The sequence below is a fragment of the Rhizobium ruizarguesonis genome (genome assembly GCF_017357285.1).
GTDB lineage: Bacteria > Pseudomonadota > Alphaproteobacteria > Rhizobiales > Rhizobiaceae > Rhizobium > Rhizobium ruizarguesonis.
In genome coordinates, this window is record NZ_CP071678.1 from 2,450,683 (window position 1) to 2,472,015 (window position 21,333).

General features: G+C 61.4%; 20 protein-coding genes and 1 pseudogene. 9 read left to right on the plus strand and 12 right to left on the minus strand.

What is annotated here, in order from left to right; genetic code table 11:
- Positions 1–25 precede the first annotated feature (25 nt).
- Genes J3P73_RS12210 through uvrA form a run of 3 tightly spaced genes read right to left on the minus strand, consistent with a single transcriptional unit; the run spans position 26 to position 4,235 of the window.
- A complete protein-coding gene (locus tag J3P73_RS12210) occupies positions 26–832 on the minus strand; it encodes a DUF72 domain-containing protein (RefSeq protein WP_075223977.1) in 807 nt (268 codons plus the stop codon).
- A 23-nt stretch (positions 833–855) separates the two neighbouring features.
- Positions 856–1,317 (minus strand): GNAT family N-acetyltransferase, encoded by a 462-nt coding sequence (locus J3P73_RS12215; RefSeq protein ID WP_075223848.1) that lies wholly within the window; start codon positions 1,315–1,317, stop codon positions 856–858.
- Positions 1,314–4,235, minus strand: a complete 2,922-nt coding sequence (uvrA, locus tag J3P73_RS12220) for an excinuclease ABC subunit UvrA (RefSeq protein WP_018494639.1) — start codon at positions 4,233–4,235, stop codon at positions 1,314–1,316. Before uvrA ends, J3P73_RS12215 begins: the two co-directional genes overlap by 4 nt.
- A gap of 283 nt (positions 4,236–4,518) precedes the next feature.
- On the opposite strand from uvrA, the gene J3P73_RS12225 reads away from it, so the two are divergent.
- The gene (locus J3P73_RS12225; RefSeq protein ID WP_075223847.1) at positions 4,519–5,028 is read left to right on the plus strand and encodes a single-stranded DNA-binding protein; all 510 of its coding nucleotides are present in this window, start codon (positions 4,519–4,521) and stop codon (positions 5,026–5,028) included.
- 127 nt (positions 5,029–5,155) lie between these two features.
- On the opposite strand, the gene J3P73_RS12230 is transcribed toward J3P73_RS12225, so the two are convergent.
- A complete protein-coding gene (locus J3P73_RS12230; RefSeq protein ID WP_018069570.1) occupies positions 5,156–5,803 on the minus strand; it encodes a MarC family protein in 648 nt (215 codons plus the stop codon).
- A gap of 237 nt (positions 5,804–6,040) precedes the next feature.
- Between J3P73_RS12230 and gyrA the strand changes: the two genes are divergently transcribed.
- On the plus strand, positions 6,041–8,896 hold the full coding sequence (gene gyrA / locus J3P73_RS12235) for a DNA gyrase subunit A (protein ID WP_130691069.1): 2,856 nt from the start codon (positions 6,041–6,043) through the stop codon (positions 8,894–8,896).
- A gap of 188 nt (positions 8,897–9,084) precedes the next feature.
- Here gyrA and J3P73_RS38075 read toward each other — a convergent pair whose 3' ends face one another.
- From J3P73_RS38075 to J3P73_RS12245, 3 genes are all read right to left on the minus strand, one after another.
- Positions 9,085–9,219, minus strand: coding sequence for a hypothetical protein (locus J3P73_RS38075; protein WP_269207301.1), 135 nt, complete (start codon positions 9,217–9,219; stop codon positions 9,085–9,087).
- A 36-nt stretch (positions 9,220–9,255) separates the two neighbouring features.
- Entirely contained in the window at positions 9,256–9,411 is a 156-nt protein-coding gene (locus J3P73_RS12240) for a hypothetical protein (protein ID WP_003539654.1), read from the minus strand.
- A gap of 123 nt (positions 9,412–9,534) precedes the next feature.
- Entirely contained in the window at positions 9,535–9,816 is a 282-nt protein-coding gene (locus J3P73_RS12245; protein WP_130691761.1) for a hypothetical protein, read from the minus strand.
- A 90-nt stretch (positions 9,817–9,906) separates the two neighbouring features.
- On the opposite strand from J3P73_RS12245, the gene coaD reads away from it, so the two are divergent.
- The 7 genes and pseudogenes from coaD to J3P73_RS12280 all read left to right on the plus strand — a co-directional run bounded on the left by coaD (position 9,907) and on the right by J3P73_RS12280 (position 15,813).
- Positions 9,907–10,401 (plus strand): pantetheine-phosphate adenylyltransferase, encoded by a 495-nt coding sequence (gene coaD, locus J3P73_RS12250; RefSeq protein ID WP_018069566.1) that lies wholly within the window; start codon positions 9,907–9,909, stop codon positions 10,399–10,401.
- A gap of 42 nt (positions 10,402–10,443) precedes the next feature.
- Positions 10,444–11,016, plus strand: coding sequence for a peptidylprolyl isomerase (locus J3P73_RS12255; RefSeq protein ID WP_130655513.1), 573 nt, complete (start codon positions 10,444–10,446; stop codon positions 11,014–11,016).
- A 29-nt stretch (positions 11,017–11,045) separates the two neighbouring features.
- Positions 11,046–11,555 carry a peptidylprolyl isomerase gene (locus J3P73_RS12260; RefSeq protein WP_003539661.1) on the plus strand — a complete coding sequence of 170 codons (510 nt, stop codon included), beginning with the start codon at positions 11,046–11,048 and terminating at the stop codon, positions 11,553–11,555.
- A 74-nt stretch (positions 11,556–11,629) separates the two neighbouring features.
- Positions 11,630–12,712, plus strand: a complete 1,083-nt coding sequence (queA, locus tag J3P73_RS12265; RefSeq protein ID WP_130655514.1) for a tRNA preQ1(34) S-adenosylmethionine ribosyltransferase-isomerase QueA — start codon at positions 11,630–11,632, stop codon at positions 12,710–12,712.
- On the plus strand, positions 12,713–13,843 hold the full coding sequence (gene tgt, locus J3P73_RS12270; RefSeq protein WP_130675105.1) for a tRNA guanosine(34) transglycosylase Tgt: 1,131 nt from the start codon (positions 12,713–12,715) through the stop codon (positions 13,841–13,843). It abuts the gene before it with no gap.
- A gap of 397 nt (positions 13,844–14,240) precedes the next feature.
- A pseudogene (locus J3P73_RS12275) lies at positions 14,241–14,348 on the plus strand (IS5/IS1182 family transposase); the annotation flags it as partial.
- A 190-nt stretch (positions 14,349–14,538) separates the two neighbouring features.
- On the plus strand, positions 14,539–15,813 hold the full coding sequence (locus J3P73_RS12280; protein ID WP_392711608.1) for an acyltransferase family protein: 1,275 nt from the start codon (positions 14,539–14,541) through the stop codon (positions 15,811–15,813).
- 457 nt (positions 15,814–16,270) lie between these two features.
- Here J3P73_RS12280 and J3P73_RS12285 read toward each other — a convergent pair whose 3' ends face one another.
- The 5 genes from J3P73_RS12285 to J3P73_RS12305 form a co-directional block, all read right to left on the minus strand.
- A complete protein-coding gene (locus J3P73_RS12285; protein ID WP_130655518.1) occupies positions 16,271–16,699 on the minus strand; it encodes a DUF4864 domain-containing protein in 429 nt (142 codons plus the stop codon).
- 82 nt (positions 16,700–16,781) lie between these two features.
- On the minus strand, positions 16,782–18,047 hold the full coding sequence (gene fabF / locus J3P73_RS12290) for a beta-ketoacyl-ACP synthase II (protein WP_207579989.1): 1,266 nt from the start codon (positions 18,045–18,047) through the stop codon (positions 16,782–16,784).
- A gap of 64 nt (positions 18,048–18,111) precedes the next feature.
- The gene (locus J3P73_RS12295) at positions 18,112–18,618 is read right to left on the minus strand and encodes a winged helix-turn-helix transcriptional regulator (protein ID WP_130655520.1); all 507 of its coding nucleotides are present in this window, start codon (positions 18,616–18,618) and stop codon (positions 18,112–18,114) included.
- A 41-nt stretch (positions 18,619–18,659) separates the two neighbouring features.
- Positions 18,660–18,962, minus strand: coding sequence for a hypothetical protein (locus J3P73_RS12300; RefSeq protein WP_130655521.1), 303 nt, complete (start codon positions 18,960–18,962; stop codon positions 18,660–18,662).
- Between the two features lie 232 nt (positions 18,963–19,194).
- Complete coding sequence (locus J3P73_RS12305; protein WP_130691765.1) at positions 19,195–21,321, minus strand: calcium-binding protein; 2,127 nt, start codon at positions 21,319–21,321, stop codon at positions 19,195–19,197.
- Positions 21,322–21,333: the final 12 nt, after the last annotated feature.

Here is a 21,333-nt window from a genome sequence, read left to right on the forward strand (position 1 = left end):
AGCAAAGCGTCATATCCAGCCTCGCCTATTTCGCCAGCGCCTGCTGCAGGGCGATTGCCCCATGCGGCGCATTGACCTTGCCCTCATGGATCATGAAGGCGAAGACGTCGCGCGGCTCAGACTTCACTTTGCGATCTCCATCGATCAGCGGCAGATCATCAGGAACCTTGCCCTCGGCCCAGGTCTCCAGCCGGTCTGCCCAGGCCTTCAGGTCCTTTTCCGGATAGCAGGTCGGGATATCGTCCGATCCCTTCTGCAGCCTGATATAGACGAAATCGGCCGTCACGTCGGCGATCATCGGATATTCGAAATGTTCGGCGCAAACAGGCGCCACGCCATATTTCGAAAGCAGCGCCACGAACTCCGGCACCTTGAAGGAATCGTGCCGTACCTCAACCACGTGGCGGAGCGTCAGCCCGTCCTGTTTTGCCGGCAGCAGCTTCAGGAAGGCTTCGAAATCGTCTGCATCGAACCTCTTCGTCGGCGCGAACTGCCAGAGCAGCGGCCCGAGATGATCGCCGAGTTCGCTAATGCCTGACAACAGGAACCGCTCCATCGATTCACCGGCTTCGGCAAGCACTCGCCGATTGGTGACGAAACGCGTCGCCTTCAGCGAAAAGATGAAACCGTCGGGCACGTCAGCCGCCCATTTGGCAAAGACCGCGGGCTTCTGCGTGCTGTAATAGGTGCCGTTGACCTCGATGACCTTCAGCTGGCGGCTGGCATAATTCAGCTCGTCCTTCTGTTTCAGGCTGTCGGGAAAGAAATGCCCGCGCCAGGGCTCGAAAGTCCAGCCGCCGATGCCGGTGCGGATAGTGCCGGATTTCGTCATGTCGTCCTCCCATTCGCAGCCGCTCAAGCCGCATTGATCTCTTTCGTCATGTCGACGAGTGTCCATCCTGGCCGATAAGGGTTCGGCCGGCGACCCGTTTCCTGAAACCCGAAGGCGCTGTAGACCGCGATGTTCCGCTCCATCCGCGCATTGGTGTAGAGCCGGATCTCCGGCACGTCCCATTCCCGCGCCTTGCCCTCCAGCCAATGCAGCATGGCCAGCCCATGTCCGGCACCCTGAAAGGCCGGCGAGACCGCGATGCTGAACAGCATGAGGTGATCGGAATGCCGTTCGAGGACCACCACGCCGGCCGTTTGCCCGCCGATCTCGCGCAGCCAGACCTCGCCGCGTTCGATCCGCGGCGCGTAGTCCTCCGTCACCGGGATCGGCGGAGCGCCGAAGAGTTCGGTATAGGGCCGATAGGCGGCGGCTGTCAGCGTCACGATCGTTTCCAGATCATCGGGTGACGCTGGCCTCATCGTCATTCCGCCGCAACCGCCTTCTTCACCGGGCGCCGTTCCAGCAATTCCTTCAGGAAGTGTCCGGTATAGGACCGCTTTTCCTTGACGATCGCTTCGGGCGTACCGGTTGCGACGATCTCACCGCCGCCATCGCCGCCTTCGGGGCCGAAATCGAGCACCCAGTCGGCCGTCTTGATGACTTCGAGATTGTGTTCGATCACCACCACCGAATTGCCCTGGTTGACCAGTTCGTGCAGCATTTCGAGCAGCTTGGCGACGTCGTGGAAATGCAGGCCGGTCGTCGGTTCGTCGAGAATGTAGAGCGTGCGTCCCGTCGAGCGTTTCGACAGTTCCTTGGCAAGCTTGACGCGCTGCGCCTCGCCGCCCGAGAGCGTATTCGCCTGCTGGCCGACCTTGATATAACCGAGGCCGACATCCTTCAGCGATTGCAGCTTGTCGCGCACGGCAGGCACCGCCGCGAAGAAATCGACGCCTTCCTCCACAGTCATGTCGAGCACGTCGGCGATCGACCTCTGTTTGAAGGTGACGTCGAGCGTCTCTCTGTTATAGCGCTTGCCGTGGCAGACGTCGCAGGTGACGTAGACATCGGGCAGGAAGTGCATCTCGATCTTGATGACGCCGTCTCCCTGGCAGGCCTCGCAGCGTCCGCCCTTGACGTTGAAGGAGAAGCGGCCCGGCTGGTAGCCGCGGGCCTTCGCCTCCGGCAGACCGGCGAACCAATCTCGGATCGGCGTGAAGGCGCCGGTATAGGTCGCCGGGTTCGAGCGCGGCGTGCGGCCGATCGGCGATTGGTCGATGTCGATCACCTTGTCGATATGCTCGAAGCCGTCGATGCGGTCGTGATCGGCCGGGTTTTCACGCGCGCCCATGACGCGCCTTGCCGCCGATTTATAGAGCGTCTCGATCAGGAAGGTGGATTTGCCGCCGCCCGAAACGCCGGTCACCGCCGTGAAGACCCCAAGCGGGATCGCCGCCGTGACGTTCTTCAGATTGTTGCCGCGTGCGCCGACCACCTTGATCTCGCGGCCTTTCTTCTGCTTGCGGCGCTCGTTGGGAACCGGAACGCCGAGTTCGCCCGAGAGATATTTGCCGGTCAGCGAGTTCGGATTGTCCATGATGTCTTGCGGCGTACCATGGGCGATCACCTGGCCGCCGTGAATGCCGGCTGCCGGGCCGATATCGACCACGTCGTCGGCCGACAGGATCGCATCTTCGTCATGTTCGACGACGATGACGGTGTTGCCGATGTCGCGCAGGTGCTTCAGCGTGTCGAGCAGCCGGGCATTGTCGCGCTGATGCAGGCCGATCGACGGCTCGTCGAGCACGTAAAGCACGCCCGTCAGCCCCGAGCCGATCTGCGAGGCAAGCCGGATGCGCTGGCTTTCGCCGCCCGACAGCGTGCCGGAATTGCGCGACAGGCTGAGATATTCCAGGCCGACGTCGTTGAGGAAGCGCAGCCGGTCGCGGATTTCCTTGAGGATGCGCACGGCGATCTCGTTCTGCTTGGCGTTGAAGCTTGCCGGCAGCGTCTCGAACCAGTCACGGGCGACGCGGATCGACATACCAGTCACTTCGCCGATATGCAGCGTGTCGATCTTCACCGCCAAGGCCTCCGGCTTCAGGCGGAAGCCATTGCAGGAAGGGCAGGGGGCGGCCGACATGAAGCGCTCGATATCCTCGCGCGCCCAGGCGGAATCGGTCTCCTTCCAGCGGCGCTCGAGGTTGGTGATGATGCCTTCGAAATTCTTCTGCGTCGTATAGGAGCGGGCGCCATCGGCGTAATGGAATTCGATCTTGTCGTCAGTGCCGTTGAGGATGACATCCTTGGCCTCGTCGGACAGATCGTTCCAACGCGTGCCCAGCTTGAAGCCGTAATGTTTGCCGAGCGCTTCCAGCGTCTGGTTGTAATAGGGCGAGGTCGACTTGGCCCAAGGCGCGATCGCTCCGTCGCGCAACGTCCGCTCGGGCTCGGGCACGATCAGATCCGCATCGATCTTCTGCTGAGCGCCGAGGCCGTCGCAGGTCGGGCAGGCGCCGAACGGGTTGTTGAAGGAGAAGAGCCTGGGTTCGATCTCGGGAATGGTGAAGCCGGAGACCGGGCAGGCGAATTTCTCCGAAAACAGCACGCGTTCATGCGTCTCGTTCAGCGACTTGTTCGCCGAACCGCCGGCCGACGTCTCCTCCGGCGGCAGCGGCTTGTCGGCGAATTCGGCAACCGCCAGCCCGTCGGCGAGCTTCAGGCAGGTCTCCAGACTGTCCGCCAGGCGCGCCGAAACGTCCGAGCGCACGACGATGCGGTCGACCACCACGTCGATGTCGTGTTTGTACTTCTTGTCGAGCACCGGCGCCTCGGCGATCTCGTAGAACTGGCCGTCGACCTTGACGCGCTGGAAGCCCTTCTTCATCAGCTCCGCCAGTTCCTTCTTGTATTCGCCCTTGCGCCCGCGCACGAGCGGCGCAAGGATATAAAGACGGGTGCCCTCGCCGAAATCGAGGATACGGTCGACCATCTGGCTGACGGTCTGGCTCTCGATCGGCAGGCCGGTCGCCGGCGAATAGGGAACGCCGACGCGGGCAAAGAGCAGGCGCATATAGTCGTAGATCTCGGTCACGGTGCCGACCGTCGAGCGCGGATTGCGCGAGGTGGTCTTCTGCTCGATCGAGATTGCCGGCGACAGCCCGTCGATCTGGTCGACATCGGGCTTCTGCATCATCTCGAGGAACTGCCGGGCATAGGCCGACAGGCTCTCGACATAACGCCGCTGGCCCTCGGCATAGATCGTGTCGAAGGCGAGCGAGGATTTGCCCGAACCCGAAAGCCCGGTCATGACGATCAGCTTGTTACGCGGCAGATCGAGATCGATGCTCTTGAGATTATGCTCGCGCGCGCCGCGGATGGAGATCGTCTTCAGTTCGCTCATCGTCTCTGCTTTGGTTTTCTGGATAACAGCCCTTATTTAGTGATGCCGACGGGCGAGTCGAGGCTGAATATTCGCAAGGGCTCAAGGTTTTCGATTCTGTTGACAGGATCATACGGATAAACTAGAACAAATAAAGAACAAAATTCCTGATGGATGCATGCGGCTTTCTGATGGATAAACATGTGGATTAAATGCCGCCCATGCGCATCGGCGGTCCGTGATGGTTTAAGGTGCGCCGATCGATTAAACGCCGCCGGGCAGGGCGGCAGGCAGGGTGAGAAGCATGGCTGGTAGCGTGAACAAGGTAATTCTGATTGGAAACGTCGGTGCAGACCCCGAAATCCGCCGCACTCAGGATGGCCGGCCGATCGCCAATCTTCGTATCGCGACCTCGGAGACCTGGCGCGACCGCAATTCCGGCGAGCGCCGTGAGAAGACCGAATGGCACACTGTCGTCGTCTTCAACGAGGGCCTCTGCAAGGTCGTCGAGCAATATGTGAAGAAGGGCGCCAAGCTTTATATCGAAGGCCAGCTGCAGACCCGCAAGTGGCAGGACCAGCAGGGCCAGGACCGTTACAGCACGGAAGTGGTGCTGCAGGGTTTTGGTTCGACGCTGACGATGCTCGACGGCCGCGGCGAAGGCGGCGGTGCGAGCGGCGGCCGTGGCAGCGCCGGTGGCGGCAACGATTATGGCGACGACTACGGCGCCCCGGCTCCCTCCTCAGCACCGAGCCGCGGCGGTGGCGGTGGCGGCAACTTCTCGCGGGATCTCGACGACGACATCCCGTTCTGATCGGTGGGCTTTCCTGGTTTTGTGAATGAGTGGAGAGCATGGCGTCTATAACGGCGTCATGCTCTTTTTCTTTGATCTCGCGGCAGATCGTTCAGATCGGATCGGCCTCAATCGTCTACGGCCGTTTTCAGTGCGGCGTCGCGCTGATCAGATTGAACGCCGATTTCGCGCCGTCGACGACGAACTGTGCGGCAAGGGCAGCGAGGATGACGCCAAGAAGGCGTGTCAGGATCGCCCGGCCGGTGACGCCGAGGAAACGGTCCAGCCTTTCGGCGATGAGCAGCATGAGGAAGGTCAGCAGCAGATTGGCGGCAATGACGCCGATCAGTTGCGCTTTCCCGATCGAGGTGGCCAGCGTGCCGGCAAGCAGGATCGTCGCCGAGATCGCACCCGGACCGGCAATCAGCGGCAAGGCGAGGGGGAAGACGGCGATATTCTCGATGTGATCCTTGGTGATCGCCGCCTCGGTCGCCTTCTCCTTGCGCTCCTGCCGCCTCTCGAACACCATCTCAAAGGCGATCCAGAACAACAGCAGCCCGCCGGCGATGCGGAAGGCGCCGATCGAAATCCCGAGCACGCCGAGCACGCCCGCGCCGAACAGCGCGAAGACGGCGAGGATGATGAAGGCGATGGTCGAGCCGCGCAGCGCCACCTGCGTACGCTCGCTGCGGCTCATGCCTGTCGTCAGGCCCAGGAAGATCGGTGCGAGCCCCGGCGGATCGATGGTGACGAGCAGCGTCGTGAAGGCGTTGATCAATTGGTCGGCGCTTGCCATCGGCTCTCCGGAACCCCATATGGGTGTGTGGTTTTTTATGATTGTGAAGCGGGGATTCCGATTTGGCAAATATCCCGCGGCGGCCCGCAGCGGATTTGTCCGGTCTGGCCGCGCAACTTGTATGTTTTACCGTCTTTAAGCCGCAAAAGCCTGTTCAAAACGCGCTGTGAAATTGGCGTGGCAACAGGCTTTCCGCTATAAATCTTCAAGTGATTCTAGAAGAGATCGTGATCTGTTTTGACTGAGCAAACACCCCCCGGCGGCGGGAAGCTCCCGCCAGGCATCGAGCCCATCTCCATCATGGAGGAAATGCAGCGGTCGTATCTCGATTACGCCATGAGCGTCATCGTCAGCCGCGCGCTGCCCGACGTGCGCGACGGCCTGAAGCCCGTGCACCGGCGCATCCTCTACGGCATGTCCGAGCTCGGTATCGACTGGAACAAGAAATACGTCAAATGCGCCCGCGTCACCGGTGACGTGATGGGTAAATTCCATCCGCACGGCAATTCCGCGATCTATGATGCGCTCGCCCGCATGGCGCAGCCCTGGTCGCTGCGGCTGCCGCTGATCGACGGTCAGGGCAATTTCGGCTCGGTCGATGGTGATCCGCCGGCGGCCGAACGTTACACCGAATGCCGCCTCGAAAAGGCTGCCCATTCGCTGCTCGACGATCTCGACAAGGAAACCGTCGATTTCCGCGACAACTACGACGGTACGCTCTCCGAGCCGGTCGTGGTGCCCGCCAAGTTCCCGAACCTGCTCGTCAATGGCGCCGGCGGCATCGCCGTCGGCATGGCGACCAACATCCCGCCGCACAATCTCTCCGAAGTCATCGACGGCTGCGTCGCGCTGATCGACGATCCGGCAATCGAGCTGCCGGAACTGATGCAGATCATTCCCGGCCCCGATTTCCCCACAGGTGCGAAGATCCTTGGCCGTGCCGGCATCCGATCCGCCTATGAGACCGGCCGCGGATCCGTCATCATGCGCGGCGTTGCCGCCATCGAGCCGATGCGCGGTGACCGCGAGCAGATCATCATCAGCGAGATTCCCTACCAGGTGAACAAGGCGACGATGATCGAGAAGATGGCCGAGCTGGTGCGCGACAAGCGCATCGAAGGCATCTCCGACCTGCGCGACGAATCCGACCGCCAGGGTTATCGCGTCGTCGTCGAGCTGAAGCGCGATGCCAATGCCGAGGTCATCCTCAACCAGCTTTATCGCTATACGCCGCTGCAGACGTCCTTCGGCTGCAACATGGTGGCGCTGAACGGCGGCAAGCCCGAACAGCTGACCCTGCTCGACATGCTGCGCGCTTTCGTCTCTTTCCGCGAGGAAGTCGTTAGCCGGAGAACGAAATTCCTGCTGCGCAAGGCGCGTGACCGCGCCCATGTGTTGGTCGGCCTCGCCATTGCCGTCGCCAATATCGACGAGGTCATCCGCGTCATCCGTCAGGCGCCCGATCCCCAGTCGGCCCGCGAAGAACTGATGACCCGCCGCTGGCCGGCGGCAGATGTCGAAAGCCTTATCCGTCTGATCGACGATCCGCGCCATCGCATCAATGAGGACCTGACCTACAATCTGTCGGAAGAGCAGGCCCGCGCCATCCTCGAACTGCGCCTTGCCCGCCTGACGGCTCTTGGCCGCGACGAAATCGGCGACGAACTCAACAAGATCGGCGAGGAAATCAAGGATTACCTGGATATTCTCTCCTCGCGCGTCCGCATCCAGACCATCGTCAAGGATGAACTCATCGCCGTCCGCGACGAGTTCGGCACGCCGCGCCGCACCGAGATCGTCGATGGCGGTCTCGAAATGGACGACGAGGATCTGATCGCCCGTGAAGACATGGTCGTCACCGTCTCGCATCTCGGTTATATCAAGCGCGTGCCGCTGACCACCTACCGCGCCCAGCGCCGCGGCGGCAAGGGTCGCTCCGGCATGACCACCCGCGACGAGGATTTTGTTAGCCGGCTATTCGTAGTCAATACTCACACGCCGGTGCTGTTCTTCTCCTCGCGTGGCATCGTCTACAAGGAGAAGGTCTGGCGCCTGCCGATCGGCACGCCGACCTCACGCGGCAAGGCGCTGATCAATATGCTGCCGCTCGCACCCGGCGAGCGTATCACCACCATCCTGCCTTTGCCCGAGGACGAGACGAGCTGGGACAATCTCGACGTCATGTTCTCGACGACGCGCGGCACGGTTCGCCGCAACAAGCTGTCGGACTTCGTCCAGGTCAACCGCAACGGCAAGATCGCCATGAAGCTCGAGGAGGAGGGGGACGAAATCCTCTCCGTCGAGACCTGCACCGAACATGACGACGTGCTGCTGACGACCGCGCTCGGTCAGTGCATCCGCTTCTCCGTCGACGACGTCCGGGTCTTTGCCGGCCGCAATTCGATCGGCGTGCGCGGCATCTCGCTTGCCGGCGGCGACCGCATCATTTCGATGACCATCGTGCGCCATGTCGACGCCGAGCCGTGGGAACGCGCCGCCTATCTGAAGCGCGCTGCCAACGACCGGCGCCTGACGACGGGCGAGGCCGAGGAGATCGCGCTGGTCGGCGAGGAAGTCACCGAAGAGGGACAGCTGAGCGACGAGCGTTACGAAGAGCTGAAGGCGCTGGAGCAGTTCGTGCTCACCGTTTCCGAAAAGGGCTTCGGCAAGCGTTCTTCGTCCTACGACTTCCGCATTTCCGGCCGCGGCGGAAAGGGCATCCGCGCCACCGACACCTCGAAGACCACCGAGATCGGCGAACTGGTCGCGGCCTTCCCAGTCGATGATGGCGACCAGATCATGCTGGTCTCCGATGGCGGCCAGCTGATCCGTGTACCGGTCGGCGGCATCCGCATAGCCAGCCGCGCCACCAAGGGCGTCACCATCTTCTCGACGGCCAAGGACGAGAAGGTAGTCTCCGTCGAGCGCATCAGCGAGCCGGAGGAGGACGAGACGGAAGAGGCTGTCGAGGTCGCCGAAGGCGTCGCTGTTGCCGACGAAGGTGCTGCCGACGAAGGTGGTGGCGACGGGGCGCCGATTGCCGATGGCGATCCGGCCGGGCCTGCCGGGCCTGCCGGGCCTGCCGAAGAGTGATCAAGTGAATGGGGCGGCTTCGAGCCGCCCTTTTCTTTTCAAGCCGCCCTTTTGCTTTTCAAATCGGATGATGGTTCGGGACCACGCCACAGAAAAAGCCGGACGCTGATGCATCCGGCTTTGAATGGGCCTGGCGACGGAAGGGTGCCGCTCAAGGGTGGGAAGAGGGTGTAGGCAAGGGAGGAATGTCAGAACGCTCTATGTTTGTCGTTCAGCGCCTTCACCTCTTCGCCTTCGCGCCGGAGCGCTGAAATCGTTGAGGCCACAGACACGATGAACATGACACTGATAAGGGCGGTGAGCACTGTCAAGATCGTGAACATAGGCATTCCTTTCCTGGGGAGTTGCGTTCTCGCCCCTCAGTACTGGCCCAGCACGGCCGTCCGGGCCGAAGCATAGGGACCATAAACCTTGGACGTATCGACCTTTTGATCATAGAGAGCGACAGTTGCGGTCAGCATGCCCGTGACCATTACCATCCAGAGCACGTTAATCATCGTAATCTTACCGGGCATTTTTATTCCTTCCGCGCCGCATCTATGTATCGGTTGAATGAACGCATCCGTCTGAAAATGGTTCCGCCGGATGTTGATCGGGTGTTTACCAATGGCGATCTGAAGCGACCTTGAATGTCTCGTTCATCTGGCGTTCAGATTCGAAGCTTCGCGCAGCCGGCCCTGGGCGCGCACGATCGCCGCATGCTCGGCGAGCTCCGGTCGTACCCAGCGCACCTCGTCTCGATCGGCGAAATAGCCATAGGCCATCTCGGCGGCGAGAGAGAAAACGACGGCAAGTGCAACGAGCACGATCAGCATGGACTTGGTCTTTCGGGGAGCGCCGGATGCCGGAATGGCATCGGCTGCTTTGATGATGCGAATTAAGCAGATCGTGCCTGAAACGGCCTTGAACGGGCCATTCATCCGTCGTTCAGTCGCCCGGAACGACTGGCCAAATCACTTGCGGCAAGGCAGCATCCGTGACAAAAGGCGTCAAACCAACGGCCGGGCCACATGACGACAGCTTTCTATCCTGGGTCCTTCGACCCGATCACCAATGGACATGTGGATGTTCTGGTCCAGGCGCTGAACGTCGCCGAAAAGGTGATCGTCGCGATCGGCATCCATCCCGGCAAGGCGCCGCTCTTCTCCTTCGAAGAGAGAGCCGAGCTGATCCGCCGTTCTCTGGCGCAAGCGCTGCCCGGCAAGACCGGCGACATAACCGTCGTCGCCTTCGACAATCTGGTGGTCGATGCCGCCCGCACCCATGGTGCGACGCTGTTGATCCGCGGCCTTCGTGACGGCACCGATCTCGATTACGAAATGCAGATGGCCGGCATGAACCGGACGATGGCGCCTGATATCCAGACCATCTTTTTGCCGGCGGGCACGGCCTCCCGGCCTATTACCGCCACATTGGTTCGCCAGATCGCCGCCATGGGCGGCGATGTCAGCGCTTTCGTGCCGGCCGCCGTCTTGCAAGCCCTCACATCCAAGCGCCCAAACTAGTAAGAACAAAGACTAGGCGGAACCCGCCGCAACGGAGCCCACATGAAACTCTTCTATCTCGCATTTGCCGGCGTGCTGTATCTCGCCTCCTTCGCGGGGGATGTCTTCGCCCAGTCGGCCGATCATTATCTCACCATCCAGTTGAAGAACGGCCCTGTCGTCATCCAGCTCATGCCTGATGTGGCGCCGAAGCATGTCGCCCAGATCGAGACGCTGGCCAAGAAGGGCGAATACGACAACGTCGCCTTCCACCGCGTCATCGACGGTTTCATGGCCCAGACCGGCGACGTCAAGTTCGGCAACATGGAGAAGGGCTTCGATGCGAGCCTTGCCGGCACCGGCAGCTCCGACATGCCTGACATTCCGGCTGAATTCTCGAAGACCCCGTTCGTGCGTGGCACGGTCGGCATGGCCCGCTCACAGGATCCGAATTCCGCCAATTCGCAGTTCTTCATCATGTTCGCCGAGGGTTCGTTCCTGAACGGCCAGTACACCGTCGTTGGCAAGGTCGTCTCCGGCATGGAGAATGTCGACAAGATCAAGAAGGGCGAAGGCCAGAACGGCGAAGTCAGCAATCCCGACCGGATGATCAAAGTCACCCTGGGCAAGAAGTAAGTTACGAGAGAAACAAGAGGAGAAGGCAAATGGCCGAGATCAAGGATCCCGAAAACACCGTCATTCTGGAAACCACCAAGGGCAAGGTTGTCATTCAGCTTTTGCCGCAGGTCGCCCCGGAGCATGTCGCCCGCATCAAGGAACTCGCCCGCGAGAAGGCCTATGACGGCGTCGTCTTCCACCGCGTTATCCAGGATTTCATGGCCCAGACGGGCGATGTCGAATTCGGCAAGAAGGGCTCGGAAACCTTCAATCCCAGTCGCGCCGGCATGGGCGGCTCTTCGAAGCCGGATCTGAAGGCTGAATTCTCGGCGACCACGCATACGCGCGGCACCTGCTCGATGGCCCGTTCGCAGAACCCGAACTCGGCTAATTCGCAGTTCTTCATCTGCTTCACCGACGCGCCCTGGCTGAACAAGCAGTATTCCGTCTGGGGCCAGGTCATCGAAGGCATGGACAACGTCGACAAGATCAAGCGCGGCGAGCCGGTTTCCGATCCGGACTCGATCGTCTCCATGCGGGTTGCCGCCGACGTCTGATTGTGATTTCTGCTCAAACCCGCCCTTGCGCATAGCTGCGTGGGGCGGGTTTCGCTTTGCCTGAAAGTGCCCTGATGCGCGTAGACCTTTTCGATTTCGATCTGCCCGACGAACGCATTGCGTTGAGGCCCGCCGAGCCGCGCGACAGCGCGCGCCTGCTCGTCATCGATCCGAATGCGGAAAGCAGCCTGTCGGACCATCGCGTCGGCGATCTCACGTCGTTCCTGCGGGCCGGCGACGCGTTGGTCTTCAACGATACCAAGGTCATTCCCGCCCAGCTCGAGGGCATCCGCCATCGCGACGGCGCCGGCGGCCAGCAGGTTTCCGCAACGCTGCACATGCGCATCGACCCCAGCCGCTGGAAGGCCTTCGCCAGGCCGGGCAAACGCATCAAGGAGGGCGACCGCATCTCCTTCGGCCATTCCGGCGAGAGCTGCTTCCTCGGCTCGCTCGACGCCACCGTCGAGGAAAAGGGCGAGGCCGGCGAGGTGACGCTGCTGTTCGATCTCTCCGGCCCGGCGCTCGACGAGGCGATCGCCGCCGTCGGCCATATCCCGCTGCCGCCCTATATCGCCGCCAAGCGTCCCGAGGACGCGCGCGACCGCGAGGATTACCAGACGATCTATGCTCGCGAGGAGGGTGCCGTTGCCGCCCCGACCGCCGGCCTGCATTTCACACCCAGGCTGTTCGATGCGCTCGATAGCGCCGGCATCGAACGCCATTTCGTCACGCTGCATGTCGGTGCCGGCACTTTCCTGCCGGTCAAGGCCGACGATACCGCCGATCACAAGATGCATCTCGAAAGCGGCACGGTCAGCGCCAAGACGGCGGCACGGCTGAACGCCGTCAAGGCAAGCGGCGGGCGCATCGTCTGCGTCGGCACGACCTCGCTGCGGCTGATCGAAAGTGCGGCGGAAGAGAGTGGCGAAATCCGCGCCTGGAGCGGCGCCACCGGCATCTTTATCACGCCGGGTTATCGCTTCAAGGCGGTCGACATGCTGATGACCAATTTCCACCTGCCGCGCTCGACGCTCTTCATGCTGGTCTCGGCCTTTGCCGGCTTCGAGACCATGCGTACCGCCTATGACCACGCCATTCAGACGGGCTACCGCTTCTATTCCTATGGCGATGCCAGCCTTCTCTTCCGGAAAGACTAGATGACCGACACCTTCCAATTCACCCTGAAGAAGACCGATGCCGGCGCCCGCCTCGGCCAGATCTCCATGCCGCGCGGCGAGATCCGCACGCCGGCCTTCATGCCGGTCGGCACCGTCGGCACTGTTAAGGCCATGTATCTCGACCAGGTGCGCGAGACCGGCGCCGACATCATCCTCGGCAATACCTATCACCTGATGCTGCGCCCGACGGCCGAGCGTGTCGCCCGTCTCGGCGGCCTGCATAAGCTCATTCGCTGGGAGCATCCGATCCTGACGGACTCTGGCGGTTTCCAGGTCATGTCGCTGTCCGGCCTGCGCAAGCTCGACGAGCAGGGCGTCACCTTCAAGTCGCATGTCGACGGCAGCCTGCACCATATGTCGCCGGAGCGCTCCATAGAAATCCAGGGGCTGCTCGGCTCCGACATCCAGATGCAGCTCGACGAATGCGTGGCGCTGCCGGCCGAACCGAAGGAGATCGAGCGCGCCATGGAAATGTCGCTGCGCTGGGCCGAACGCTGCAGGGTCGCCTTCGGCGAGCAGCCCGGCAAGGCGATGTTCGGCATCGTCCAGGGCGGCGATATCCCGGCGCTGCGCATCCGCTCGGCCGAGGCGTTGAGCCAGCTCGACCTCAAGGGATATGCGATCGGCGGCCTGGCGGTCGGCGAGCCGCAGGACGTCATGCTGCAGATGCTGGAAACGACGCTGCCGGTACTTCCTCTGGAAAAGCCGCGTTACCTCATGGGCGTCGGCACGCCGGACGATATCCTGAAATCGGTCGCTCGCGGCATCGACATGTTCGACTGCGTCATGCCGACCCGCTCCGGCCGCCATGGCCTGGCCTTCACCCGCCGCGGCAAGGTCAATATCCGCAATGCCCGCCATGCCGAGGATATGCGCCCGCTCGACGAACAGTCGAACTGCCCGGCCTCGCGCGACTATTCCCGCGCCTATCTGCACCATCTCGTCCGCGCCAACGAGGCGCTCGGCGGCATGCTCCTCTCCTGGAACAACCTCGCTTATTACCAGGAACTGATGCAGGGCATCCGCAAAGCGATCGCCGAAGGCCGCTTCGCCGATTTCATGGCGGAAACGCAGGAGGAATGGGCGAGGGGCGATCTCGAACCCGTATAGTGCCCCTCGGTTAATCAGCGAGCAGCCGTGCAGCTCCCGACATCAGCCAGCTTGACGAGGCCGGCCTGAGATCGCTCCATTGCGGTATTGACGGGTCAGGAACACCGATCGATGCCTCAAACGTAGCACGGTGCACTTTGATGAGCCGTCCGCTTGAAAGGATGCTCACCATCCCTTTCTCGTTGACATAGGCCAGGCTGGCATCCAGCCGGCAGAAGAACCGCCTGCTACCGTTCGAAACGACCCAGCCGTAGCGCCGGTCTTCCCCTTGCTGAATTTGCCGATGGCATAATTCTGCCCTGCAAGCTTCGAAAAGGATTCCGCCTGCGCAATGCCCGGCATGACGGCAAAGCCGATCACCGCGGCGGCGACCCAACGTCACAAGGTGGAAGGCCTCTTCGACAAGCTCAAAGACTGGCGGCGCATCGCAACCCGATACGACCGAGGCGTTCACACCTTCTTCTCAGCTATCTACATCGCACCAACAGTCATCTTCTGGCTCTGATTAACGAGTCCTGAGCCTCGCCGCGTCCAAAAACAATGCTCTCTCAACGCACGCCCACCTCTCCCCCTTACCTTTCGTTGAGGAACGCATCGTAAGGTGCATCCAAAAGATGCGCCACGTCGTCCTGGCGGCTTCCTCAACGCCGCCAGGACGACGGGTTTGCCAGGTAGGCGTCGCGTTTGCGGAGAGTGTGATGAAGAGCTTTGGAGCGATGCTGGCGGACTATGGGGGCTTTGGGCCGGGCTTCAATTTTCTGCGTATTGCGCTAGCATTCTCCATCGTTTTCTATCACGTTCTCACCAATTCCGGCCACTGGGCGCTGGCGCACGGCCCGGTGCTGTGGTTCCTTGAATACAGCCTGGTGCCGATGTTTTTCGCCCTGAGCGGCTTTCTGATCACCGGCAGCGCCCAGCGTCTCAGCCTGCAAAATTTCCTGCTCAATCGCGCCCTGCGCATCGTTCCGGCGCTCGCGGTCGATATTCTGGTGTGCGCCTTCATCATTGGTCCGGCCGTTACCACGCTGCCGCTCGGCGAATATTTCACCGATGCGGGCTTCTTCGCCTATATGCTGAACATTATCGGCTGGGCGCATTTTGAACTGCCAGGTGTCTTCACAGGCCACCCGGTGCCGCAGGTCAACGGCGCACTGTGGACCATTCCCTGGGAGATCAACTGCTACATCATCATGTCTGTCATGATGCTCACAGGTGTAGTGCGGCGGGCGGTGGCAACCGTCCTGCTGCTAGCGGCCTTTGTCGTCGCGGGCCTTGCGGTCGAGCATTTCACGTCTGCGGAGGCAGGGGACGTTTCGGGTCTAAATACGCTCTTCGTCGGCCGAGGCGCCCAACTCATCACGGCCTTCCTGTGCGGCATCCTTGCCTATCAGTTGCGCCACAGGATCCCGATGAGCAGGATTCTGTTTGCTGCCTGCATTGCCGTTGCGCTCACCGCCATGCTCCTGCTCGAAATGAGTGCAACTGAAAGTGTCGCAAATCGCCTAGTGCTGATGCCTGTCCTTACCTACATCACCATCTATACCGGCCTGTCGCACCTGGCACTACCGAAGATTCTGGAGGGCGGCGATTATTCGTATGGCGTCTATCTCTACCATGTGCCCTTCATTCAACTCGCTATCATGCTCGGGCCGCCGATCCTCGTCGGCACGGTAGTCGGCATTGTCATGCTGATTTTGATGGCAGGCACTATCGTCCTCTGCGTCGCCGCAGTCTCTTGGCACTTGATTGAAAAGCCAATCCTGTCCCTCAGGAAGCGTTATTCGCTGGCGGGTAGGATGATCGCGGGAGGTGAGGACCGGGCAGTATCCGGAGCAAAACCGGCGCCTGCGCCAACATCGAACGGAACGGGAGCTTGCGTTTCGCACGCGCATCAGCCTTTGCCGGCCAGTGAAATTCCTGGTTATGGCCAAAACTCTCAAGCTCAAATAGACCTGCACGGCAGAAACTGATTTCGGCTCAGCTTAAGGAGACGTAAATGCAAGTGTTATACGGGCGAACCAAGGGCGGACTGAATTCGAAGCTCTATGCCGTCTGCGATGATGACGGCCGGCTGATCATCATGCTGCTCTGAAGGCCAGCTGAGCGACCACAAGGGTGTCCGGTCGTGCACAACGCGTTGCCAAGCGATTGCCTCATCGCCGATAAGGGCTTACGTCAGCACTTGGCTCCGCCAAGAGCTCCTCGACAGGGCATGGAGCCCTGCTCCCGCTTTCAAAAGCCGGAGCAAAGGATACGTCTACGACAAAGTCCTCTGTCGTCGCAGACAACAAGGTCGAGAACTTATTCGTCAAACTCAAGGATTGCAGGCGCATCGCAACACGCTATGACCGATGCGACCACACCTTCTTTTCTGCAATCTGCTTGCAGCTTCTGTCATCTTCTGGCTGTGACTAACAAGACCTGACCCTAGATGCCCTTGCTGTCCGCGTCCGGCATGATCTGCACGCCGTTGATCCCGTAGCTGCCGTCCGGCTGGCGGGTGATCTGGTAGATCGCCGTCCAGTCCTTGCCGTCACGGCCCGAAATCAGCACCTCGTGATAGATCAGCGCGCCGTTGTCGATCGAGCGGCTGCGCCCGAAGGCGTAGTTGCCTGGGTGATAGACCGGCTCGTAGCTCTTCTTCACCATGGCGAAGAACAGGTTCTTGTCGGGATACATCGCCCTGATGCCGGGCGCGGCGAAGGAATAGGCGGTCTCGGCATCGTCCTTGAGGAAGGCTTTGATCTGTTCCTCGATCATCGTCCGCGTCGTGTCGATCGGATCTTCGGCGCGGGCCGATACGGGGGAGAGGGCGGATGCGGCACACAGGATGAGAACTGCGAAGAAGGCGCGCATGGATTGATCTCCGGCTCTGTCAGGGAAACGATCCCCCGACAGGCAGAAGTGTAGGCGATTTCTGACGCAAGAAAAGCGGACTTTACGACCAGCGCCGGAAGAGAGCGCTGGCATTCACCCCGCCGAAGCCAAAACCGTTGGTAATCGCATAGTCCATCACCAGCGGCCGCGCTGTCTTGCCGACGATATCAATGCCGTCGGCGGCCGGATCCGCATGCTCCAGGTTGCGGGTCGGCGGCGCGATCTGGTCGCGCAGCGCAAGGATGGTGAAGATCGCTTCCAGCCCGCCGGCGGCGCCAAGCAGGTGGCCGGTCGCCGATTTCGTCGCGCTGACGGCAATGCCGCCGTCGCGGCCGAAGACCGTGCCGATCGCCGCGATCTCGCCCCTGTCACCGACCGGTGTCGAGGTCGCATGCGCGTTCAGATGCCTGACCTGCGAAGCCGGGATCTTCGCCTGCTTGAGTGCCGTCTCCATCGCGCGGCGGGCGCCGTCGCCGTCTTCGGGGCCTGAGGTCATGTGGTAGGCGTCCGCCGCCGTGCCGTAGCCGACGAGTTCGGCGAGCGGTGTGGCGCCGCGGGCAAGTGCATGCTCCAGTGTTTCGATAACCAGGATGCCGGCGCCTTCGCCCATGACGAAACCGTCGCGCGCCGTGTCGAAGGGCCGAGATGCCAGCTCCGGGGTCTCGTTGAAGCCGGTGGAAAGCGCACGCGCAGCGGCAAAGCCGCCAAGGCTCACCTTGTCGATGCAGGCCTCGGCACCGCCGCAGATCGCCACATCGGCTTCGCCGGAGCGGATCAGCCGCGCCGCATCGCCGATCGCCTGGACGCTGGCCGCACAGGCCGTCACCGGAGCACCCAGCGGCCCCTTGAAGCCGTAGCGGATGCTGACCTGGCCGGCGGCAAGGTTGACGAGGAAGGACGGCACGGTGAAAGGCGACAGTCGCCGCACGCCACGCGTTTCGCCGATCCGCACCGCTTCGGCGATCGCCGGAAAGCCGCCGACGCCCGACGCGATGATCGTTGCCGTGCGCTCGCGCTCGCCTTCGTCGGTCGGCATCCAGCCAGCCTGTTTTACCGCTTGCTCCGTCGCCGCCATGGCGAAGTGGATGAAGCGGTCCATCTTCTTCTGGTCCTTGGGCGTGACGTAACGGTCTGGATCGAAGCCGGCTTGCGCATCCCCAGCGACGTCGGGAACGATACCGCCGACCTTGGCCGAGAGTTCGCCGACGATATCCTCCGCCAGCGCCCTCAGCCCGGAACCGCCGTCGAGAAGACGCTTCCAGGCGGGCTCGACGCCGGTGCCGAGTGGCGAGACAAGTCCCATGCCGGTGACAACGATGCGATCCATTGTATTTTCCTCCGACAGCGCCGCGCGTTTTTCAGACGCGCAAAGGACTCTGTAACTTTTTGAATTAGGCGTCGATGCCGAGATACCAGGCGCGCATGCGGGCGATCCGCTCGTGCACTTCATCATCGGCGGCGGGGCCTGCAAGCAGGCTGGTGTTTTCTGGTGTCACTGGTTCGCCGGTCCGCGCATCGACCAGCATCGTCTGGCGCTCTCTGCCGGAAGCGGCATCGCCCAAGAGAAAGGCGAGGTCCTCTTCGGGGATGTGCCGGCTTCCCCAGGAAAACAGCGTCATCAGAACAGGAAAGAAATCACGGCCCTTGTCCGTCAGCAGATATTCGTAGCGGGCAGGGCGCTGATGGTAGAGCCGCCGTTCGAACAACCCCTTTTCCGTCAGATGTTTGAGCCGCCGCGTCAGGATGTTCGGCGCCACGCCGAGGCTCTTCTGGAAATCGTCGAAGCGCGAAAGCCCCTGGAAGGCGTCGCGCAGGATCAGCATGCTCCACCAGTCGCCGACGCTGTCGAGCGCGCGCGCCGCCGGGCATTTGAAGTCGCTGAAGCTCGTCCGTTGCATGGCTAATGTCATTATAGCAGTAACTATCATCATGCAAGTTACTATCTGGCGTCGCCCTCGAAAATGCGGGCGAGCAGAATGCCGGTGACGAGCATGCCGGCCGCCACGAAGATCGTATCGCCCGGCGTGCCGATATAGAGCGGCCCGACATTGGCAAAGAGCAGGAAGGCGATGAGGAAATTCGCCCAGCCCCAGACGGCATTGGCTGTCGGCGAGCCAAGCTTTGCCCCTTGCGCGAATGGGATGCGGAACGGCCTGCCACTGACGCCGTTGACGAAATGTGGGACGCCGTTGGTCAGAAATGCCGCGGCGATGAAATGGGCGATATAGGCGATCCAGGGCAAAGGCTTCTCCGTTGCGGCACGAGTGGCGTCAACGGAGAATGTGGCCGGGAATTTCATGCCGGCAAGAGGAGACTAAAGCATGTCGCGCAAAAGTGTGCAGCGGTTTTGCGGCAACGACATACGTAAAAACAAAGAGTTAAAGCGCAAGGAGCGAATCTGAAAGATCGCGACGCGCTTTAGAAACGCACGTGGTGCGGCCGCCCGCCGTCGAATAGCGACGGGCCTGGCCGGGTCAGATCAGCACGAAATCCTTGAAGTGAAGCGCCGGAGAATTGTCGAGATCGGCGACATGGATTGCCGCACCCGCGGCACTTCCATCCGCATCAAAGGATAGAATGCCGCTGGCCTGGTCGTAGATCAGTCTATCGTCAGCTTCGAGCGCTTTCGTTCCGACAACGAAATTCTCATCTGAAAATCCGGATAGGCTGAGTGCCGCGAAAATCGAATGGTCGAGCAGCAGCTTGTCGCCGGCCGCCGAGGAGAAATCCCGGATCTTGTCGATGCTCACATTGTCGGGCTTAACGTCGAAAACGAAGGAATCGGCCCCTCCGCCGCCGGTCAGAATGTCTGCGCCGGCTTTGCCGATCAGCTTGTCGTTGCCGAGCCCGCCGCTCATCTGGTCGGCGCCTTTACCGCCATTGAGACTGTTGCTGCCGTCGTTGCCGGTCAGCACGTTGGACGTGTTGTTGCCCGTCGCGCTGAGATTGGCCGTTCCGGTCAAGGCAAGGTTCTCGATCGTTCCGGCCGTGCGCTTCAGATCGGCCAGGCTGAAGGAAGTCGAAGCCTTGACGGTGTCCATACCGGATCCGCCTGTTTCATCGGCAAAATCGCCGGCATTGTCGACCACATAAGTATCGTTGCCGGCGCGCCCCGACATGTGGTCGGCGCCGGTGCTTCCATCGAGGATATTGTTGCCGGAATTGCCGACGAGAACATTCGCCAGGCCATTTCCGGTGCCGTTCAGATTGGCGGTGCCGGTCAACGTCAGATTCTCGACGTTTCCGATCGTATGCGCCGTATCCTTGAGGCTGAAGCTGATCGACGACATGACGGTATCGGTTCCGCCGCCCCGGCTTTCGTCGACGATTTGAGCGGGGTTGCTCACGGTGAATATGTCGTTGCCCGTGCCGCCATAGATATGGCCGGTGGCCGGCGGCGGCGTGCTGGCACTGCCGCTTTCGATGTCAATGATAACGGGATGGTCGACGACATCAACCGTCAGCGACGAGACATCACTGAGGCTTTTGATCGCCGTCGTTCCGGTCAGCGGGTCGAAGACCTTCACGGAGCCGAACGCGGCGCCGAGATTGACTTTGACGGCCGTGGTCATAGCCTGAATGGCTGTATCGGTGGACTGGTTCCAGATATCGGGCTCATTCCAGATGGTGATCTGGTAGCTTCCGTCCGATTTTTCCGTCAGCAGGCTACGGGCCGAGGACGGCAGGCCGTCGATCGAATAATTGAGGGTCCCCGTGCTGAAGCTCGCCTTCGCAGCGCCGTCGTCCGCAAGGATTTCGGTCAGATTGTGGATCGCCGTCGCAGCCGGCTTGGCGGAATAGTCGAGATGAAAAAGGCCGAAATGCTTTTCCTGATTGGTGCCCTGCGGATCGGAATAGGCGTCCAGCAGCTCGTAGATGAACGTCTGTTTCGATCCAAGTGCGGCGCCGTCCATCAGCGTATTGAGCAGGAGTTTTGCCTGCGTCGCTTCACTGACGCCTTCCCAGCCACCATTGGTGTCGGCGGTGAGCGAGGTGTGGTACCCGGTCTCGGTGATCGCCAGCGGCTTGCCCGGATCGGCAGCGCGCTGAACGCCGGATTCTCGGGAAAGCCATGAATATGGCTGGTCGCCATCCTTCGCATAGGTGTGGATCGTCGTGTAGTCGGAGGCGGAAGCGACCGTATATCCGGTAAAGCCGAGAACGGGGATGTTTTTCAGCAAGGGATCGGCGTTGACGGCGGCAGAGAGGTCTTTCTGATAGGCGACCGCTGCGGCCTGGCCACTCAGGCCATGATAGCTGACCGGCCAGTTGTTGACTTCGTTCGGACCTTCGATACCGACGACCGATCCGGGATGGGCCTGCACGAAACCATGCAGCCGCTGGGCGACGGCGGCGGGGTCGACTTCCCGTTGGGCGCTGAAGACGAATTGCACGCCGGCTTCGGCCGTATCGCCGAGATGCGTTTGGCCGTTGGGGTCGGAAGCGGAGTTGGGGGCATGATCGCGGACGGTATCAAGGCCAAGATAGTCGAGAGCCTTAACAACTTCTCCGACATTGGAATATTTTCCGTCGGTGTAGTCGATATGCGTATCAATTCCAAAGGAACGAATAATATCGTTTATTCTAACGGCTTGAGCCATAAGCTTTTCTCC

What these genes read in the sequence shown, in the direction of transcription:
- J3P73_RS12295 (WP_130655520.1), bottom strand. Translation starts at nt 18,618, where the DNA reads ATGCAACGGACGAGCTTCAGCGACTTCAAATGCCCGGCGGCGCGCGCG.
- J3P73_RS12255 (WP_130655513.1), top strand. Translation starts at nt 10,444, where the DNA reads ATGAAACTCTTCTATCTCGCATTTGCCGGCGTGCTGTATCTCGCCTCC.
- J3P73_RS12260 (WP_003539661.1), top strand. Translation starts at nt 11,046, where the DNA reads ATGGCCGAGATCAAGGATCCCGAAAACACCGTCATTCTGGAAACCACC.
- J3P73_RS12210 (WP_075223977.1), bottom strand. Translation starts at nt 832, where the DNA reads ATGACGAAATCCGGCACTATCCGCACCGGCATCGGCGGCTGGACTTTC.
- J3P73_RS12215 (WP_075223848.1), bottom strand. Translation starts at nt 1,317, where the DNA reads ATGACGATGAGGCCAGCGTCACCCGATGATCTGGAAACGATCGTGACG.
- J3P73_RS12305 (WP_130691765.1), bottom strand. Translation starts at nt 21,321, where the DNA reads ATGGCTCAAGCCGTTAGAATAAACGATATTATTCGTTCCTTTGGAATT.
- J3P73_RS12245 (WP_130691761.1), bottom strand. Translation starts at nt 9,816, where the DNA reads ATGAATGGCCCGTTCAAGGCCGTTTCAGGCACGATCTGCTTAATTCGC.
- J3P73_RS12285 (WP_130655518.1), bottom strand. Translation starts at nt 16,699, where the DNA reads ATGCGCGCCTTCTTCGCAGTTCTCATCCTGTGTGCCGCATCCGCCCTC.
- J3P73_RS12225 (WP_075223847.1), top strand. Translation starts at nt 4,519, where the DNA reads ATGGCTGGTAGCGTGAACAAGGTAATTCTGATTGGAAACGTCGGTGCA.
- queA (WP_130655514.1), top strand. Translation starts at nt 11,630, where the DNA reads ATGCGCGTAGACCTTTTCGATTTCGATCTGCCCGACGAACGCATTGCG.
- J3P73_RS12230 (WP_018069570.1), bottom strand. Translation starts at nt 5,803, where the DNA reads ATGGCAAGCGCCGACCAATTGATCAACGCCTTCACGACGCTGCTCGTC.
- uvrA (WP_018494639.1), bottom strand. Translation starts at nt 4,235, where the DNA reads ATGAGCGAACTGAAGACGATCTCCATCCGCGGCGCGCGCGAGCATAAT.
- fabF (WP_207579989.1), bottom strand. Translation starts at nt 18,047, where the DNA reads ATGGATCGCATCGTTGTCACCGGCATGGGACTTGTCTCGCCACTCGGC.
- J3P73_RS38075 (WP_269207301.1), bottom strand. Translation starts at nt 9,219, where the DNA reads ATGTTCACGATCTTGACAGTGCTCACCGCCCTTATCAGTGTCATGTTC.
- J3P73_RS12240 (WP_003539654.1), bottom strand. Translation starts at nt 9,411, where the DNA reads ATGCCCGGTAAGATTACGATGATTAACGTGCTCTGGATGGTAATGGTC.
- tgt (WP_130675105.1), top strand. Translation starts at nt 12,713, where the DNA reads ATGACCGACACCTTCCAATTCACCCTGAAGAAGACCGATGCCGGCGCC.
- coaD (WP_018069566.1), top strand. Translation starts at nt 9,907, where the DNA reads ATGACGACAGCTTTCTATCCTGGGTCCTTCGACCCGATCACCAATGGA.